The organism is Dietzia aurantiaca, from assembly GCF_021033825.1.
GTDB classification, from domain to species: domain Bacteria; phylum Actinomycetota; class Actinomycetes; order Mycobacteriales; family Mycobacteriaceae; genus Dietzia; species Dietzia aurantiaca.
The window spans coordinates 255,749-273,544 of the sequence record NZ_JAIFXZ010000002.1; the positions used below are offsets into that span (position 1 = coordinate 255,749).

Below are 17,796 nucleotides of genomic sequence, written 5' to 3' on the forward strand. Positions count from 1 at the left end.
CACCCGAAGCAGTGACCATCTTCGACGGCATAGATCGCGCCATCGCCGACATCGCGGCGGGGAAGGCCGTGGTCGTCGTGGACAGCGAGGACCGTGAGAACGAGGGCGACCTGATCTTCGCCGCCGAGCTCGCGACCCCGGAGCTCATGGGCTTCCTCGTCCGGTACTCGTCCGGGTACGTGTGCGTGGCGCTCGAGGCCGAGGACTGTCTGCGCCTCGACCTGCCGCCCATGCGCGCCATCAACGAGGATCGTCACGACACGGCCTACACGGTGACCGTCGATGCCCGGACAGGCGTGTCCACCGGTATCTCCGCCTCGGACCGTGCACGCACCTCACGGCTGCTCGCGTCGGGCGAGACCGTGCCGGGGGATTTCACCCGGCCCGGCCACGTGGTCCCGCTGCGCGCCCGGCCCGGCGGTGTGCTCACCCGCCCGGGCCACACGGAGGCCGCCGTGGACCTGGCGCGGCTCGCCGGGCTGCGCCCGGCCGGCGTGATCTGCGAACTCGTGTCCGAGGACGATCCCACGACCATGGCCCGCACCCCCGAGCTCCGACGGTTCGCCGATGAACACGGGTTCGCGCTGATCACCATCGAGGCGCTCCAGGCGTGGCGCCGGGCGCACGAGATCCAGATCGTGCACGAGGCCGCCGCCCGCATCCCGACCCCGTCCGGCACCATGACCGCGCACGGGTACCGCGACGTCCTCGACGGTGTCGAGCACGTGGCGATGGTGGCCGGCGACATCACGGGCGACGAACCGGTGTCCGTGCGGATCCACTCCGAATGTCTCACCGGGGACGTCTTCCACTCACTGCGCTGCGATTGCGGCCCCCAGCTCGACGCCGCGGTGGCCGCGGTCTGCGAAGAGGGCAGGGGAGTGGTGCTCTATATGCGCGGTCACGAGGGCCGGGGGATCGGCCTGGTCCAGAAGCTCCGCGCCTACCAATTGCAGGACGAGGGCCGCGACACGGTCGACGCGAACCTCGATCTCGGTCTGCCGGCCGACGCCCGCGACTTCAGCCTCGCCGCCCAGATATTGCGTAACCTCGGTGTCAGCCGGGTGCGCCTGATGACCAACAATCCGGCGAAGGCCGACGCACTCCGCGACGGCGGCGTGGAGGTCGTCGAGCGGGTTCCGACGCCCACGGCGGTCACGCCGGAGAACCTTCGCTACCTGCGCACCAAACGCGACCGCATGGGGCATCTGCTCGAGGGACTCGACGACGAGATCGACGAGACCCCGACCGATGCACCCGGAACCGACCACGACGGAGAGGATCTGCGATGAGCGGCAGCGGTAGGCCTGAGCTGGTGATCCCCGACGCTCAGGGACTGCGGCTCGGTATCGTCGCCGCGACCTGGCACGACGAGATCTGCACACAGCTGCTCGATCGGGCACTGGACGTGGCGGGCTCTGCGGGGGCCGCGGTGACCGTGGCCCGAGTGACCGGCGCGGTGGAGCTGCCGGTGGTGGCCCAGGAGCTCGCCCGGACACATGATGCCGTCGTGGCGCTCGGCGTCGTCATCCGGGGCGAGACCCCGCACTTCGACTATGTCTGCGGGTCCGTGACGGACGGGCTCACCCGCATCGCGCTCGACGAGTCCACCCCGGTGGCCCACGGCGTGCTCACGACCGACACCGAACAGCAGGCCCGCGATCGTGATGGTCACGAGGGCGCCGTCGAGGACAAGGGTGGAGAGGCCGTCGCCGCGGCGCTCGGCTCCGCCGTCGTGCTCCGGGACCTCAGGAGCGGACGATGAGCGGACAGTCCATGGGCGGAGACGCCGCGGGCTCCGGCTCCGCGCCGGGCGCGCGTGCCGCCGCCGCGGCCAGCGCGGCCGACATCTGGGAATTCGACCACCGCCCAGCGCGTATGCGCCAGATCGTCGTCGGGCTCGCCGTCGTGGTCGTCATCGTCCACGTCATCTGGGCGATCATCCTCGTCCGGGGCGACACCGGTGTGACGGTCGGCGTTCCGGACCAGCTCGCGTTCGTGGTGACCGGGTTCATCTTCGCCGGGGTGCTGCTCACCCTGCTCCGCATCCGTGTCCGTGCCGGCGCTCCCGGCGTCGAGATCACCGGCCCGTTGCGTTCGCGTCTGTGGCCGTGGGAGGACGTCGTCGGGCTCACCTTCCCCCGCTCGAGCTACTGGCCGCGGCTCGAGCTGCCGGCCTACGAGCACGTGGGGATCTGGGCGATCCAGACCTTTGACGGCGCTGACGGGGTGACGGCCATGTCCCGCCTCCGCGAGGTCGTCCACGTGCACAAGCCGTCCGCGGCCGACCCCGAGACCGTCGCAGACCGCTGATCCGCAGTGGCCGACCCGCGCAGCTACCGTCCGGCCCCCGGTTCCATCCCCACGGAGCCGGGGGTCTACCGGTTCCGTGACGAGCACGGTCGTGTCATCTATGTGGGCAAGGCCAAGAACCTCCGCAGTCGACTCGGCTCGTACTTCGCCGACCTGACGCTGCTGCATCCACGGACCCGGCAGATGGTGACCTCGGCGGCCGGCGTCCAGTGGACGGTCGTCTCAACAGAGGTAGAGGCGCTCCAGCTCGAGTACACCTGGATCAAGAAGTATGACCCGCGGTTCAACGTCCGTTACCGCGACGACAAGACGTACCCGATGCTCGCCGTGACCGTGGGCGAGGAGGTTCCGAGGGCCTACGTCTACCGCGGCCCGCGCCGTCCCGGCACCCGCTACTTCGGGCCCTACTCCCACGCCTGGGCGATCCGCGACACCCTCGACACCCTGCAGCGGGTCTTTCCGGTGCGGTCGTGTTCGGCGGGGGTGTACAAGCGTCAGGCACAGCTCGGACGGCCCTGCCTGCTCGGGTACATCGACAAGTGTGCGGCCCCCTGCATCGGCCGGGTGACCCCGGACGAGCACCGGGAGATCGTCAACGAACTGATCGACTTCCTGGCCGGCCGGACCGACGCGATCATGCGTCGGATCGAGAAGCAGATGCTCGAAGCCTCCGCGGATCTGGATTTCGAGCGGGCCGCCCGCCTGCGCGACGACCTCGGGGCGATGAGACGTGCGATGGAGAAGCAGGCTGTCGTCCTCGGTGACGGTACCGATGCGGATGTGGTGGGCGTGGAGGCAGACGAGCTCCAGGTCTCGGTTCAGGTGTTCCACGTCCGCGGGGGACGAATCCGTGGCCAGCGCGGCTGGGTCGTCGAACACTCCCATGGTGTCGACGACGAGGGGCATTTCGACGCACAGAAGGCCGTCCCGGGTGTCGTCTCCGACTACCTCGCGCAGTTCTACGGCGGCGAGGCGGATCTCGCCGAGGCCGCCGAGTCCGGTGATATCGCCGCGGCCGTACCCCGCGAGGTACTCGTTCCGGCGTTGCCAGAGGATTCGGACGAGCTGACCGACTGGTTGTCGGGTCTGCGGGGCTCACGGGTGTCACTGCGGATCCCGCAGCGCGGGGACAAGCGTGCCCTCGCCGAGACGGTCCATCGCAACGCCGTCGAAGCGCTCACCCAGCACAAGCTCCGCCGGAGCGGGGACCTCACGGCCCGCTCCGCCGCGCTGCAGGAGATCCAGGAGACTCTCGAGCTCGATTCCGCACCGCTACGGATCGAGTGTGTGGACATCTCGCACATCCAGGGAACCGACGTGATGGCCTCGCTGGTGGTGTTCGAGGACGGCATGGCGAGGAAGAGCGACTACCGGCTCTACCGGATCCGAGAGGCCGCCGGCGACGGCCGGTCGGATGACGTCGGCAGCATCGCGGAGGTGACCCGGCGACGGTTCCGCCGTCACCACGAGGACCCCGCTCTCACCCCCGACGAGACCGACGGCCCGGTCGACGACGAGTCGGACCCCGATGCGAGAGCGACCCCGGCGCGGAGGTTCGCCTACCCACCGCAGCTGTACGTCGTCGACGGCGGGCGGCCCCAGGTCGAAGCCGCCGCCGAGGTGCTGTCAGAACTCGGGGTCAACGACGTACCGGTGATCGGAATCGCCAAGCGCCTCGAGGAGATCTGGCTCCCCGGAGAGGAATACCCAGTGATCTTCCCCCGACACGGTGAGGGCCTGTTCCTCCTGCAGCGACTCCGGGACGAGGCGCACCGCTTCGCGATCCGGGCGCACCGCGGCGCACGATCGAAGCGGATGACCGCCTCCGTGCTCGACGACGTCCCCGGTCTGGGCCCCTCACGCCGTGCAGCTCTGACGGAGGCGTTCCCCACCGTCTCGGCGTTGCGGAAGGCCTCGACCGAGCAATTGTGCGCGGTACCCGGGATCGGCCCCGGCGTCGCGGCCGCCATACGCTCGGTGCTCGGCGCCGATGCCCGGGACACGGACACGGCCGCCGCCAGCGTGACAGACTCGACCGCACAGAGCGAGGGCGGGACCGATCAGAACGGCACAGACGATGCGAGGTGACACGATGGTCGACGGCGGGGACAAACGCGAACTACTCCTGATCAGCGGGATGTCCGGAGCCGGTAAGGGCACGGCCTCCAAGGTTCTCGAGGAGTTCGGCTGGTACGTGGTGGACAACCTGCCGTTGTCGTTCATGAGCGACTTTCTGGAGCGGATCAGCGAATCCGAGACCGGCCCGCAGCGTCTTGCCATGGTGGTCGACACCCGCAGCATCGGTTTCGACGAGCACCTCGACGACCTGCTGGGCCACTTCGACGGTTCCGCGGGCGGCCGCATCCTGTTCCTCGAGGCCTCTGACGAGGCGTTGGTCAGCCGCTTCAACAACGTCCGCCGCTCCCACCCGCTGCAGTCCGGCGGCGGGCTCGTGGACGGGATCGTGCGTGAACGACGGATCCTCGAGGGGCTGCGGGGCCGGGCCGACGTCGTCGTCGACACCTCCTCCCTCAGCGTCCACGACCTACGACACCGGCTGGAGACGCCCTTCGGCGACCTCGGGTTCGACTTCCACCTCACCGTCGAGTCCTTCGGCTTCAAATACGGCGTCCCGGTGGACGTCGACATGCTGCTCGACATGCGCTTCCTGCCCAACCCGCACTGGATCCCCGAGCTGCAGCCGCACACCGGGCGCGACAAACCGGTGCAGGACTATGTGCTGGCCGACGAGTCGATCGAGGAATACCTGCGATCGGCCGAGACCATGATCCGCCTGGCCATGAAGGGCTACCGGCGCGAGGGCAAGCGGTACATGACGATCGCCGTCGGCTGCACCGGCGGCAAGCACCGGAGCGTCGCGATCTCCGAGTCGCTGGCCGGACGCCTGAGCGCACTGGACGCGGTCGAGGTCCACGTGCGCCACCGCGACCTCGGTCGGGAATGAGTCGGTCATGACCGAAGGCAGCACCTCACGGGTCTCATCGCTGGTCGCACTGGGCGGGGGACACGGACTGTCCGCCACCCTCCGGGCGGCGCGGCTCGTCGCCGACGACGTCACCGCGGTGGTCACCGTCGCGGATGACGGTGGATCCTCGGGGCGGCTACGACGTGAGCTCGGGATCCTGCCCCCCGGCGACCTGCGGATGGCACTCTGCGCCCTGGCCAGGGAAGACGACGAACACGACCGTCTGACCCGCCTGTTCCAGCACCGGTACGGGGGCACCGGTGCGCTCGCCGGACACGCCGTCGGCAACCTGGTGTTCGCGGGCCTGTGGGAGCTTCTCGGTGATCCGATAGAGGCTCTGGACGCGGTGCGGTCGATTCTCGGTGTGGACGGCCGCGTCCTGCCGATGTCACCGGTGGCGCTGGACATCGCCGCGGAGGTGGTGGGACTCGAGGCCGATCCGCGCGTCGTGCGGACGATCATCGGACAGGTCGCGGTGGCCACCACGCCGGGGAGTGTGCGCCGGGTGCGGCTCATCCCACCCGACCCGCCCGCCGCCGCCGGTGTGGTGGAGGCGATCGACACCGCCGATCTGGTCGTACTCGGGCCAGGCTCCTGGTTCACCAGCGTGATCCCCAACGTCCTGATCCGGGAGATCGCCGAGGCACTGGCCCGCACGTCCGCGACCAAGGTGCTCGTCCTCAACCTCGCACCGCAGCCGGGGGAGACGGCGGGTTTCTCCGCCGAGCAGCACCTGCACGTCCTGCGCCAGCATGCGCCCGACATCGACTTCGACTCGGTCCTGGTCGACCCCCGGATGCCGCTGAGCGCGACCGAACGTGAGCACCTCGAACGCGCCGCCGCAGGACTGGGGGCCCGGGTCGTGACCGCGGAGATCGCGCGGACCCGGGCGGATGGGACCATGATGGCCGTCCACGACCCGGTACTGCTGGCCTCCGTGCTGGCCGCCTCGACGTCCGCACCTGCGGGCGAGTGAACACAAGAATGAAGGAGCAGGGAGTGTCGCTGACCGCGCAGGTCAAGTCCGAACTGGTGAGGGTCCCGGTGGGGAGCTCGGAGACCAGGAAGGCGGAGGTCGCCGCCATCCTGAGGTTCGCGGGAACCCTGCAGGTCCTGTCGGGCCGCCTGGTGATCGAATCGGAGGTCGACTCCGGCGACATCGCCGACCGCCTGGCCGCCGAGCTCGACTCCCTTTTCGGCGTCTCCTGCGAGATTCACCCGATCGGGGGATCCGGTGGCAGGGCCGCGCGGAAGTTCGTCATCCGGGTGATCGACCGCGGCGCCGACCTCGCCCGCCAGCTCGGACTGGTCGACGGTGCCGGGCGCGGGGTCCGCGGCCTGCCGGCCGCCGTCGTGGGCGGCCCCGTCACCGCGGCCGAGGCCGCATGGCGGGGCGCGTTCCTCGCCCACGGTTCACTCACCAAGCCCGGCCGGTCGTCCGCCCTCGAGGTGACGGCACCTGGTTCCGAGGCGGCGATGGCCCTGGTCGGCGCCGCGCGCCGACTCGGCGTGACGGCCAAGGCCCGCGAGGTCCGCGGGGGCGACCGCGTGGTGATCCGCGACGGCGAGGCGATCGGGATCCTGCTCGCCCGGATGGGCGCCACGGCCACCCGGGAAGTCTGGGAGGAGCGCCGCTCCCGCGGCGAGGTGCGTGCGACCGCCAACCGGCTCGCCAACTTCGACGACGCGAACCTGCGTCGCTCGGCGCGCGCCGCCGTCGCGGCGGCCGCCCGTGTCCAGCGGGCATTGGAGATCCTCGGCGAGGACGTCCCGGATCACCTGCTGGCCGCCGGCGAACTCCGGGTTCAGCACCGGCAGTCCTCGCTCGAGGAACTCGGTCAGCTCGCCGACCCGCCGATGACCAAGGACGCCGTCGCGGGCCGGATCCGGCGCCTGTTGTCCATGGCGGACCGCAAGGCATCCGAACTCGGTATCCCGGACACCGAGTCCGTCGTCACCGAGGACATGCTCGACGACGCCTGACCGCCGGTAGGACCCTGCACAGCGCCGGACGGCGGCGGGTAGTCTGGATCACGTCCCCGGGCTGTACCCGGCCCCGGTGACGTCCAGCGTTCTCGCACCACCAATAAGGAGACATCGAAGTGACCGTGCGCGTAGGCATCAACGGATTCGGACGTATCGGCCGCAACTTCTACCGCGCGGTGGAGGCTCTCAAGGCCGAAGGCAAGACGGACATCGAGATCGTGGCCGTCAACGACCTGACCACGAACGACATGCTCGCTCACCTCCTCAAGTACGACTCGACGCTCGGTCGTCTCGGCAAGGACGTCACCTTCGACGACTCGTCGCTGACCGTTGGTGGTACGAAGATCGGCGCCCTGGCCGTCAAGGAGGGACCCGCCTCCGTGCCGTGGGGCGACTACGGTGTCGACGTCGTCGTCGAGTCGACCGGCATCTTCACCGACGCCGAGAAGGCCCGCGGCCACCTCGAGGGTGGCGCCAAGAAGGTCATCATCTCGGCCCCCGCCTCCGGCGAGGACCTCACCGTGGTCATGGGCGTCAACGACGACCAGTACGACGGCTCGCAGACCATCATCTCCAACGCCTCCTGCACCACGAACTGCCTCGCCCCGGTGGCCAAGGTCCTGTCTGACGAGTTCGGCATCATCAAGGGCCTGATGACCACCGTCCACGCGTACACGGCCGACCAGAACCTGCTGGACGCCCCGCACAAGGACCCCCGTCGTGCCCGCGCCGCTGCACTGAACATGGTGCCCACCTCCACCGGTGCCGCGAAGGCCGTCGCACTGGTCCTTCCCGAGCTCAAGGGCAAGTTCGACGGCTACGCCGTGCGCGTCCCCCTGCCCACCGGCTCGCTCACCGACCTCACGGTCGAGCTCGAGAAGAAGGCCTCGGTCGACGAGGTCAACGCCGCCGTCAAGGCTGCCGCCGAGGGTCCGATGAAGGGCATACTCAAGTACACCGAGGACCCGATCGTCTCCTCGGACATCGTCACCGATCCGCACTCGTCGATCTTCGACGCGCCGCTCACCAAGGCGATCGACGGCCAGGTCAAGATCGCCTCCTGGTACGACAACGAGTGGGGTTACTCCAACCGCCTCGCCGACCTCATCGGCCTCGTCGGCAAGTCACTCTGACGGGTCGGAAGACCACGAAGAGCCACGAGCACCACCACCGGGCCCGGCCCCGGGACGTCCACAGCGTTCCGGCCGGGCCCGGTCCGGCATCACCCACCACCCACCACCACACAGCACCTCCCGGAGGAGTCCACCCCATGGCAGTGAGCACGCTCAAGGACCTGCTCGAGGCCGGCGTCGAGGGTCGCAAGATCCTCGTCCGCTGCGACCTCAACGTCCCGCTCGACGGCAACACCATCACCGACGCCGGACGCATCACGGCCTCGCTGCCCACACTCAACGCACTGCTGGACGGCGGCGCCGCCCTGGTGATCACCGCTCACCTCGGACGCCCCGGGGGCCAGGCGGATCCCGAGTTCTCGCTGGCGCCGGTCGCCGAGAAGCTCGGAGACGAACTGGGACGGTACGTGCAGCTCGCGGGTGACGTGGTGGGCGCCGACGCCCGCGAGCGTGCGAACGGGCTGACCGACGGGGATGTGCTGCTCGTCGAGAACGTCCGCTTCGACCCCCGCGAGACGAGCAAGGACGAGTCGGAGCGCGCCGCGTTCGCGGCCGAGTTGGCCGAGCTCGTCGGCGAGGACGGGGCGTTCGTCTCCAACGGCTTCGGTGTGGTCCATCGCGCCCAGGCCTCCGTCTACGACGTCGCCAAGCTGCTCCCGGCCTACGCGGGCGATCTGGTCCAGAGCGAGGTCGAGGTCCTGGCCGACCTGACGGGCGATCCCCAGCACCCCTATGCCGTCGTGCTGGGTGGCTCGAAGGTCTCCGACAAGCTGGCCGTCATCGAAGCACTCGCCCCGAAGGTCGACACGCTCGTCATCGGTGGCGGCATGTGCTTCACCTTCCTCGCGGCGCAGGGCCACGGAGTGGGTTCATCACTTCTCCAGGAGGAGATGATCGACACCTGCAAGGACCTGCTCGCCAAGTTCGGGGACGTGATCAGCCTGCCCGTGGACGTCGTGGCCGCTGACGGGTTCGCCGCCGATGCACCGCACACCACCGTGCCCGCCGACGCGATTCCGGACGGCAAGATGGGCCTGGACATCGGACCCGAGTCGGTCACCGCCTTCGCGGAGAAGCTCTCCGTCGCCAAGACCGTGTTCTGGAACGGCCCCATGGGCGTGTTCGAGTTCGAGGCGTTCTCCGCCGGCACCCGCGGCGTCGCCGAGTCCATCATCGAGGCCACCAGGAACGGCGCGTTCTCGGTCGTCGGCGGGGGCGATTCCGCGGCGGCGGTCCGCACCCTCGGCCTGGGGGAGGAGAACTTCTCCCACATCTCCACTGGTGGCGGCGCCTCGCTGGAGTACCTCGAGGGCAAGGAACTCCCCGGGGTCACCGCGCTCGAGCGCGGCAACTGACACCGACCGTCGACAACAGGAGAGAACATGGCACGCACCCCGCTCATCGCCGGCAACTGGAAGATGAACCTCAATCATCTCGAGGCCATCGCCCTCGTGCAGAAGGTCGCCTTCGCGCTGCCCGAGAAGTACCTCGAGAAGGTGGATGTGGCATTCATCCCGCCCTTCACCGATATCCGCGGCGTCCAGATCGTGATCGAGGGCGACAAGCTCGGTTTCGCCTACGGCGCGCAGGACGTGTCGGTCCATGAATCCGGGGCGTACACCGGCGAGGTCTCGGCGGCGATGCTCGCCAAGCTCGGTTGCACCTACGTCGTGGTCGGGCACTCCGAGCGTCGCGACTACCACGCGGAGTCCGATGAGCTCGTCGCCGCCAAGGCCGCGGCCAGCCACAAGCACGGTCTGACGCCGATCGTGTGCGTCGGCGAGAAGCTGGACGTCCGCGAGGCCGGTCAGCACGTCTCGTACGTGGTCGACCAGCTCAGGGGATCGCTCGCAGGCCTCTCCAGGGAGCAGCTCGCCGGCACCGTGATCGCCTATGAGCCGGTCTGGGCAATCGGCACCGGAAAGACCGCCTCGGCTGCGGACGCCCAGGAGGTGTGCGCCGCGATCCGCGCCGCACTGGCCGAGCTCGCGGACAACGAGATCGCTGAGAAGGTGCGCGTTCTGTACGGGGGAAGCGTCAACGCCTCGAATGTCGGCGAACTGCTCGAGCAGGCGGACGTCGACGGCGGCCTCGTCGGCGGCGCGTCCCTCAAGCCGGATGAGTTCGCGCAGCTCTCGGCGATCGCCGCCGGCGGCCCGCTGCCCTGATACATCCTTCCCGGCGCGTCCGGCCCTCGGGCCCGGGCGCGCCGGGATTCGCCATGAACATCCGACCGGGTAGTCTGGAGCGGTCGCTATCTGACCGCCCGACCTGACGTGAGGCACGATCTCTACATGAAGCTCGCCCTGGACCTCTTCCTCATCATCTCCAGCTTGCTGTTGATGCTGTTCATCCTGCTGCATCGCGGCAAGGGTGGCGGTCTGTCCTCGCTCTTCGGCGGCGGTGTCCAGTCGAGCCTGTCCGGATCGAGCGTCGTGGAGCGGAACCTCGACCGTGTCACCGTGATCGTGGCCGTCCTCTGGCTGATCGGCATCATCGCGATGGGGCTCGTGGTTCGGTTCGGCTGACCTCCCGGTCACCGACACACACCGCGCGCGGTTGCCCGCGCAAACGAACGGGGTGCGTCTCCTTCCGTGATCGGAAGGTCACGCACCCCGTTCGTCATTTCCTGCACTCCCGCGTGAGGCGGGTCCCGCTCACGACAGCATCGACGCAGCCGGCCCGTCCAGGTGGTACGTCGTGGTAACGACGCCCCGCGCTCCCGCGACCGGCCAGTCCACCGGATCCGCGCCCTCGATGCCGCGGGCGACCGCTTCGGCCTTGCCGTCTCCGGTGGCCACCACGATCACGTGCCGCGACCGGCAAACGGCGGGAAGGGTGAACGTGAGCCGTTCCGGCGGCGGCTTGGGACAGTCGCGCACGCCCACCACCAGTTGCTCGCTCTCCGCGACCGCCGGGGTGTGGGGGAAGATCGAGTCAATGTGTCCCTCGGGCCCCATCCCGAGAAGCGTCACATCGAACAGCGTCTCGTCCCCGGCGGGCATGGGGTGTGCGGCGCGGAACGCGCTCGCCGCGGCATCGACATCGTCGTGCTCCGCGCCGCGTGCGGGCCAGCGGTGCACCGTGGGCCGTCCGCCCAAGACATCGAGAAGGACGTCGTCGATCTGGCCGTCGTTACGCTCGGGGTCGTCAGCGGGAACGAATCGCTCGTCACCGAAGTAGATGGTGACCCGCTCCCACTCGATGTCCGCGTCGGCCAGCGCCGCTGCGGTCTTGACGCCCGCGCTCCCACCGGTCAGCGACAGGACAGCCTGACCGGTGGCGGCGATTTGCTCGTTGAGATGGCCGGTGACGGCCTGCGCCGCGGCGGCGGCGAGGCTGTCGATGTCCGGATGGACGAGATGGCGGATGTCTGACATCGGTGCTCCTGTCGTGGGCGTGATTCGGCGTACTGCCCGCGGCCGCGATCTGCGTCAGCGGACCGAGGCTGAGGTGTAGATGACCCGATCGAAGTTGGCCAGCGCGTCGGCGTAGACCCCGTCGGTATCCATGCGTCTGAGTTCTTCCGCCAGGCAGTCGGCGATACTACGACCGACCAGGGCGACCCGGGTGGGTGAGTGTCCGGTGATGTGAAGCTCTGCTGCCGTGGGGCTGACCTGCTTGAGCACGATCGATCCCGAGGCGCGCTCGAGGACGACCATCGACGGGCCCACCGCGCGGTGCACGTCGATCTCCAGGCGGGACGCGAGCCACGCGCCGGCCAGGTCGACCGATGCGGCGCGTTCGGGACCGCAGACCGTGGCGGCCGTGATGGGCTCGTACGGCGGGCGGTCCAGCGTTGCGGCGAGCAGCGACCGCCAGTGGGTGATCCGTGCCCACGCCAGATCGGTATCGCCCGGCGAGTAGCCCGCAGCACGTTTGACCAGCGCGTCAGTCGGGTGCCCCTCCGTGTCGGAGTCGACAATGCGACGCCGTGCCAGCCGCCCGACCTTGTCCTCGGACAACAGGGTCGGGGAGTGCCGGGGCCACCACACCGCCAGGGGGGTGTCGGGCAGGAGCAGAGGAGTGACGATCGCGGCCGATTGCGATGCCAGGCCGCCGGAGGTCCGCAGCACGACCACCTCCGCCGCGCCGGCGTCTCCACCGACCCGGATCTGTCCGTCGAGGCGATCACCGTCGGCGCGGCGTCCGCGGATCACCACGATCACGCGACAGGGGTGCTCGCGGCTCGCCTCGTTGGCGGCATCGATCGCCGCTTCGCTCCCACGGACATGGTCGGTGAGCACGATGAGCGTGAGGACGCGGCCGATGGTGCTGAGGCCGGATTCCTCACGGATCTGCACCAGCTTCTTGGCGATCTCCCGCGTGGAGGTGTCGGGAAGGTCGATGATCACGGTCGCCTCCATACCCGGCCGCTACGGGCCAGTATCTCGTCGGCGCCCTCCGGCCCCCACGTTCCGGCCTGGTACTGCTCAGGGGTTCCTTGCGACGCCCACTCCCGGAGCACGGGATCAAGCAACATCCAGCTCAGTTCGACCTCTCGGGAGACGGGGAACAGGGACGGCTCGCCCAGGAGGACGTCGAGGATGAGACGCTCGTACGCCTCGGGGGAGGACTCGGTGAACGCCTCGCCATAGGCGAAGTCCATGTTGACGTCGCGGACCTCCATAGCCGTCCCGGGGACCTTCGAGCCGAATCGGAGCGTGACCCCCTCGTCGGGCTGAACCCTGATGACAAGCGCGTTCTGGCCCAACTCCTGGGTCATGGTCGCGTCGAACGGCAGGTGCGGGGCGCGGCGGAACACCACGGCGATCTCGGTGACGCGGCGTCCGAGACGCTTGCCGGTGCGCAGATAGAACGGCACGCCAGCCCATCGCCGATTGTGGACCTCGAGCGTGATCGCGGCGTACGTCTCGGTGGTGGACGAGGGGTCGTACCCCTCCTCCTCCTTGAGCCCGACGACGTGCTCGGAGCCCTGCCACCCGGCCGAGTACTGACCGCGCGCAGCGGTCTCGGCGATGGGCAGCGCCAGGGAAGTCGACTCCAGGACCTTGGTCTTCTCCGCACGGAGTGCTGCTGCGGAGAAGTCGGTCGGTTCTTCCATCGCCACCAGCGCCATCAACTGGATGAGGTGGTTCTGGATGACGTCCCGTGCCGCTCCGATCCCGTCGTAGTAGCCGGCGCGGCCACCCAATCCGATGTCCTCGGCCATCGTGATCTGCACGTGGTCCACGTGATTGGCATTCCAGACGGGCTCGAACAGCTGGTTCGCGAACCGGAGGGCCAGAATGTTCTGGACGGTCTCCTTGCCCAGGTAGTGGTCGATCCGGAAGACGGAGTCCTCCGGGAATACCGCCCCCACCACGTCGTTCAGTTCTCTCGCGCTGTCGAGGTCATGACCGAACGGCTTCTCGATCACCACCCGTCGCCAGGACCCGTCCGGACCCCTGGTGGCGCCGGTCCGGTCGAGGTGCCGACAGACCGTGGGGAAGTCGTCCGGGGGAATCGACAGGTAGAACGCATAGTTCCCGGCTGTGCCACGCTCTGACTCCAGCACTCCCAACTCGTCCGCGAGGCGATCGAAGCCCTCGTCGTCGTCGAACGTTCCGGTCACGAACCGCAGTCCGGCGGCGAGTTGGTCCCACACGTCCTCGCGGAACGGGGTCCGGCACTTCTCCCGCGCGCACTCGCGCGCGAACTCCGCGAACTGCTCGCTCGACCACTTCCTACGGCCGAAACCGATGAGCGAGAAGCCGGGGGGAAGCAGGCCGCGGTTGGCGAGGTCGTACACCGCCGGGATCAGCTTCTTCTTGGACAGATCACCGGTGACGCCGAAGATCACCAGGCCCGACGGGCCGGCGATCCGGGGGAGACGTCGGTCTCGCGGATCGCGTAGTGGGTTGGTCGGCTCCGGAGCCACGGAGCCGACCGCACCGGGGCGGTGCCTTGGGGCCGACTCGCTCACGAACCCGCCGGGATCTCGTCGATCCGCGACCTCACGGTGTCCGACAGGGCGTCCCACGCCGTGACGAACTTCTCCACGCCCTGCTGCTCGAGCAGCGCGAAGACCTCGTCGAGGTCGATCCCGTCCGCGCGGAGGGCGTCGAGGGTCGCACGGGAGGCAGCAGCCGAGCCACGAACGGTATCGCCCTCTAGTACCCCGTGATCAGCGAACGCCTCCATGGTGGCGAAGGGCATCGTGTTGACCGTCCCGTGCGTGACCAGCCCCGTCACGTACAGCGTGTCGGGGTAGGCGGGGTCCTTGACGCCGGTCGAGGCCCAGAGCAGGCGCTGCGGGCGAGCACCGCGGTCAGCAAGTGCGCCGAAACGCCCGGACGGATCGAACAGCTCGTCGTAGACCTCCTGGCACAGACGCGCATTCGCGAGCCCGGCCTGCCCCCGCAGCGCGGAGTCCTCCGGGAGACGTGAATCGATCTCGGTGTCGAGTCTGGAGACGAAGACGGACGCGACCGAGTGGATTGTCGACAGGTCATGACCTGCCTCCGCTGCCCGTTCGAGACCGGCGATGTACGCCTGCGCGACCTCGCGGTACTGATCGACCGAGAAGATCAGCGTGACGTTGACGTCGATACCCTTACCGATCACCTCGGTGATGGCCGGCAGCCCGGCCGCGGTGGCGGGAATCTTGATCATGACGTTCGGGCGGTCCACGACGTCGGCGAGCTCCACGGCCTGGGTGACCGTGGCCTCGGTCTGATCCGCGAGTCGCGGATCGACCTCGAGAGACACTCGTCCGTCGACACCGCCGGTCGACCGGAAGGTGTCCGCCAGGACATCGCACGCATCGCGGACATCCGCGGTGGTGAGCGCACGGAGGACCGCATCGACGTCGCGGTCGGCGGCCACCGCCTCGGTGAGAGCCGACTCGTACGCCGACGAATCGGACAGAGCCGACTGGAAGATCGCCGGGTTGGTGGTGACGCCCACCACCGAGTAGGTCGACATCCGCGATGCCAACTCACCCGACCCGATGAGCTGGCGCGACAGATCGTCGAGCCAGACGGATACGCCGGCAGCGCTGAGCGCGGCGAGATTAGCGTTGGTCATCATGCCTCCTCGGCAACAGCCGCGAGCGACTCACGCGCGGCCGCGACCACCGCGTCGGCGGTGATCCCGAACTCGGTGAACAGGGTCTGATAGGGCGCCGAGGCACCGAAATGCTCCAGGGAAACGGCCCGGCCGGCATCACCGAGGAAGCGATACCACGGCATCGCGATTCCCGCCTCGACCGAGACACGGGCGCGAACGGCGCGGGGCAGCACGGACTCGCGGTACTCAGCGTCCTGCTGATCGAAGAACTCGACACACGGCACCGAGACGACCCGGGTCGGCACACCCTCGGACTCGAGGACCTCGCGCGCGGCCACCGCGAGCTGCACCTCGGAACCTGTGCCCATCAGGATCACCTCGGGGAGGCCTGCGGACGCCTCCGCGAGCACGTACGCACCGCGCTCGACGCCCTCGCGCGCCGACTCGGCTGTGCCCTCGAGAACCGGAACGTCCTGACGGGTCAGACACAGGCCCTTGGGTCCGTCGAGGGCCATCAGCATGGCCCGCCACGCGGCTGCCGTCTCGTTGGCGTCGGCCGGACGCAGGATCGCAAGGCCGGGGATTGCGCGCAACGCGGCCAGCTGTTCGACGGGCTGGTGCGTGGGCCCGTCCTCGCCGAGGCCGATCGAGTCGTGTGTCCACACGTAGTACGCGTTACTGCCCTGGAGGGCGGCCAGCCGGACCGCCGGCCGCATGTACTCGCTGAAGATGAGGAACGTCCCGCCGTACGGCCGGGTGGGGCCGTGGAGGGCGATCCCGTTGAGGATCGCACCCATCGCGTGCTCACGGATACCGAAGTGGAGGTTCCGCCCGTAGGGGGACGCGGTCCAGGTGTCCGTGGAGATGGTGGTGGGTCCGAAGGAGTCCGCACCCTTGATCGGGGTGTTGTTGGATCCGGCGAGGTCCGCGGAGCCACCCCACAGCTCAGGGAGGGTGGCCGCGAGGGCCTGGATGGCCGCGGCCGAGGCCTTGCGGGTGGCCACGCCCTTCCCGTCCGCCTCCCAGGTCGGGAGCCCGGCGTCCCAGCCCTCAGGCAGCGCGCCGGAGTAGAGCCGGTCGAACAGCGCCTTGCGCTCGGGGTTCGCCTCGGCCCAGGCGTGGAACATGTCGCTCCACTGCGCATGGACCCTAGCGCCACGGTCACGGGCGCCGCGCGTGTGCGCGATCACCTCGTCGGCCACTGTGAACGGCTCGGTGCCGCCCATACCCAGGGCCGTCTTGACGGCATCGACCTCCTCCTGACCTAGGGCGGCGCCGTGGGACGCTCCCGTGTTCATCAGTTTCGGGGCGGGGTAGGCGATGATCGTGCGGAGGACGATCAGCGAGGGCCTGTCGGTGACGGAACGGGCGTTGGCGATCGCCTCTTCGATCGCCTCGACGTCCTCGCCACCGTTGACGGTCTGGACGTGCCAGCCGTAGGCCTCGTACCGGGCGGCGACGTCCTCGTTGAAGGCGATCTTCGTGTCGTCCTCGATCGAGATCTCGTTGTCGTCGTACACCGCGATGAGATTGCCCAGCTTCTGGGTCCCTGCCAGCGACGACGCCTCCGCGGTGACGCCCTCCTGGAGGTCACCGTCGGAGGCGACCACGTAGATGAAGTGGTCGAACGGGCTCTTGCCCGCGGGGGTGTCCGGGTCGAGCAGGCCACGCTCGTACCGGGCCGCCATGGCCATGCCCACGGCCGAGGCGAGCCCCTGGCCGAGCGGGCCGGTCGTGATCTCCACACCGTCGGTATGGTTCCACTCCGGGTGCCCGGGGGTGCGGGAGCCCCACGTACGCAGCGCCTTCAGATCGTCGAGCTCCAGCCCGAATCCCGCCAGGTACAGCTGCACGTACTGGGTGAGCGAGGAATGCCCGCAGGAGAGAACGAAACGGTCACGGCCGATCCACTTCGGATCGGCCGGGTCGTGCCGCATCACACGCTGGTAGAGCGTGTACGCCAGGGGAGCCAGGCTCATCGCGGTGCCCGGATGGCCACTGCCGCAGTTCTGCACTGCTTCTGCGGCGAGGACACGCGCGGTGTCCACGGCTCGGGTGTCCAGTTCAGTCCAATCAGACGGGTGGCGGGCGGTGGTGAGCTCGGTGATCTCCGACGCGCTGGTCACTTGTGGTTCTCCCGGGTCGAGGGTGCGGCGCGGATCCGCGCGTATGTCGTCCACCACCTTAGTGGTCGGCAGCGGCCGGGGTCGCCCGGTCCCCGCCCCCGCTCTTTCGCGGACGCCGAGGGCGGCACGTAGTATCGGCCGAGTAGTGCGTTCACGTCTGCGGCAAGGAGTTACGGTGCACGATTCCACCCCGACCCGGAGTGGGGGGCCGTCAGTCTCTCCTCCCGCGCTTTCGGGGCGG

General features: G+C 69.1%; 16 protein-coding genes. 11 read left to right on the forward strand and 5 right to left on the reverse strand.

Annotated features, from left to right (window positions below; all coding sequences use genetic code 11):
* Nucleotides 1-11 precede the first annotated feature (11 nt).
* The 11 genes from K3888_RS03790 (at nt 12) to secG (ending at nt 10,946) form a co-directional block, all read left to right on the forward strand.
* Nucleotides 12-1,292, forward strand: a complete 1,281-nt coding sequence (locus tag K3888_RS03790) for a bifunctional 3,4-dihydroxy-2-butanone-4-phosphate synthase/GTP cyclohydrolase II (protein WP_230928889.1) — start codon at nt 12-14, stop codon at nt 1,290-1,292.
* Nucleotides 1,289-1,765, forward strand: coding sequence for a 6,7-dimethyl-8-ribityllumazine synthase (ribH, locus tag K3888_RS03795; RefSeq protein ID WP_230928890.1), 477 nt, complete (start codon nt 1,289-1,291; stop codon nt 1,763-1,765). Before K3888_RS03790 ends, ribH begins: the two co-directional genes overlap by 4 nt.
* Nucleotides 1,762-2,313: a PH domain-containing protein gene (locus K3888_RS03800; protein WP_230928891.1), complete on the forward strand. Its 552-nt coding sequence runs from the start codon at nt 1,762-1,764 to the stop codon at nt 2,311-2,313. Before ribH ends, K3888_RS03800 begins: the two co-directional genes overlap by 4 nt.
* 6 nt (nt 2,314-2,319) lie before the next feature.
* A complete protein-coding gene (uvrC, locus tag K3888_RS03805) occupies nt 2,320-4,401 on the forward strand; it encodes an excinuclease ABC subunit UvrC (protein ID WP_230928892.1) in 2,082 nt (693 codons plus the stop codon).
* A complete protein-coding gene (rapZ, locus tag K3888_RS03810; RefSeq protein ID WP_230928893.1) occupies nt 4,391-5,278 on the forward strand; it encodes an RNase adapter RapZ in 888 nt (295 codons plus the stop codon). The genes uvrC and rapZ overlap by 11 nt, the downstream gene beginning before the upstream one ends.
* Nucleotides 5,279-5,285: 7 nt before the next feature.
* Entirely contained in the window at nt 5,286-6,275 is a 990-nt protein-coding gene (locus tag K3888_RS03815; protein WP_230928894.1) for a gluconeogenesis factor YvcK family protein, read from the forward strand.
* Between the two features lie 23 nt (nt 6,276-6,298).
* On the forward strand, nt 6,299-7,282 hold the full coding sequence (gene whiA / locus K3888_RS03820; RefSeq protein WP_230928895.1) for a DNA-binding protein WhiA: 984 nt from the start codon (nt 6,299-6,301) through the stop codon (nt 7,280-7,282).
* Between the two features lie 119 nt (nt 7,283-7,401).
* On the forward strand, nt 7,402-8,418 hold the full coding sequence (gene gap / locus K3888_RS03825) for a type I glyceraldehyde-3-phosphate dehydrogenase (protein ID WP_230928896.1): 1,017 nt from the start codon (nt 7,402-7,404) through the stop codon (nt 8,416-8,418).
* Between the two features lie 137 nt (nt 8,419-8,555).
* Nucleotides 8,556-9,773, forward strand: coding sequence for a phosphoglycerate kinase (locus K3888_RS03830; protein ID WP_230928897.1), 1,218 nt, complete (start codon nt 8,556-8,558; stop codon nt 9,771-9,773).
* Nucleotides 9,774-9,800: 27 nt separating this feature from the next.
* Complete coding sequence (gene tpiA / locus K3888_RS03835) at nt 9,801-10,586, forward strand: triose-phosphate isomerase (protein WP_230928898.1); 786 nt, start codon at nt 9,801-9,803, stop codon at nt 10,584-10,586.
* 126 nt (nt 10,587-10,712) lie between these two features.
* Nucleotides 10,713-10,946, forward strand: a complete 234-nt coding sequence (secG, locus tag K3888_RS03840; RefSeq protein WP_230928899.1) for a preprotein translocase subunit SecG — start codon at nt 10,713-10,715, stop codon at nt 10,944-10,946.
* A gap of 129 nt (nt 10,947-11,075) precedes the next feature.
* Here the strand turns inward: secG and pgl are convergent, their stop codons facing one another.
* Genes pgl through tkt form a run of 5 tightly spaced genes read right to left on the reverse strand, consistent with a single transcriptional unit; the run spans nt 11,076 to nt 17,555 of the window.
* Nucleotides 11,076-11,798, reverse strand: coding sequence for a 6-phosphogluconolactonase (pgl, locus tag K3888_RS03845; RefSeq protein WP_230928900.1), 723 nt, complete (start codon nt 11,796-11,798; stop codon nt 11,076-11,078).
* A gap of 54 nt (nt 11,799-11,852) precedes the next feature.
* On the reverse strand, nt 11,853-12,773 hold the full coding sequence (locus K3888_RS03850) for a glucose-6-phosphate dehydrogenase assembly protein OpcA (protein WP_372459524.1): 921 nt from the start codon (nt 12,771-12,773) through the stop codon (nt 11,853-11,855).
* Nucleotides 12,770-14,299, reverse strand: coding sequence for a glucose-6-phosphate dehydrogenase (gene zwf / locus K3888_RS03855; protein WP_230928902.1), 1,530 nt, complete (start codon nt 14,297-14,299; stop codon nt 12,770-12,772). Before zwf ends, K3888_RS03850 begins: the two co-directional genes overlap by 4 nt.
* 41 nt (nt 14,300-14,340) lie before the next feature.
* Nucleotides 14,341-15,450: a transaldolase gene (gene tal, locus K3888_RS03860; protein WP_230928903.1), complete on the reverse strand. Its 1,110-nt coding sequence runs from the start codon at nt 15,448-15,450 to the stop codon at nt 14,341-14,343.
* Complete coding sequence (tkt, locus tag K3888_RS03865; protein ID WP_230928904.1) at nt 15,447-17,555, reverse strand: transketolase; 2,109 nt, start codon at nt 17,553-17,555, stop codon at nt 15,447-15,449. The genes tal and tkt overlap by 4 nt, the downstream gene beginning before the upstream one ends.
* Nucleotides 17,556-17,796: the final 241 nt, after the last annotated feature.

Bases quoted from the DNA above. Each gene is read 5' to 3' on its own strand.
- ribH (WP_230928890.1), top strand. From the start codon at position 1,289: ATGAGCGGCAGCGGTAGGCCTGAGCTGGTGATCCCCGACGCTCAGGGA.
- K3888_RS03800 (WP_230928891.1), top strand. From the start codon at position 1,762: ATGAGCGGACAGTCCATGGGCGGAGACGCCGCGGGCTCCGGCTCCGCG.
- rapZ (WP_230928893.1), top strand. From the start codon at position 4,391: ATGCGAGGTGACACGATGGTCGACGGCGGGGACAAACGCGAACTACTC.
- K3888_RS03815 (WP_230928894.1), top strand. From the start codon at position 5,286: ATGACCGAAGGCAGCACCTCACGGGTCTCATCGCTGGTCGCACTGGGC.
- K3888_RS03830 (WP_230928897.1), top strand. From the start codon at position 8,556: ATGGCAGTGAGCACGCTCAAGGACCTGCTCGAGGCCGGCGTCGAGGGT.
- tpiA (WP_230928898.1), top strand. From the start codon at position 9,801: ATGGCACGCACCCCGCTCATCGCCGGCAACTGGAAGATGAACCTCAAT.
- secG (WP_230928899.1), top strand. From the start codon at position 10,713: ATGAAGCTCGCCCTGGACCTCTTCCTCATCATCTCCAGCTTGCTGTTG.
- pgl (WP_230928900.1), bottom strand. From the start codon at position 11,798: ATGTCAGACATCCGCCATCTCGTCCATCCGGACATCGACAGCCTCGCC.
- tal (WP_230928903.1), bottom strand. From the start codon at position 15,450: ATGATGACCAACGCTAATCTCGCCGCGCTCAGCGCTGCCGGCGTATCC.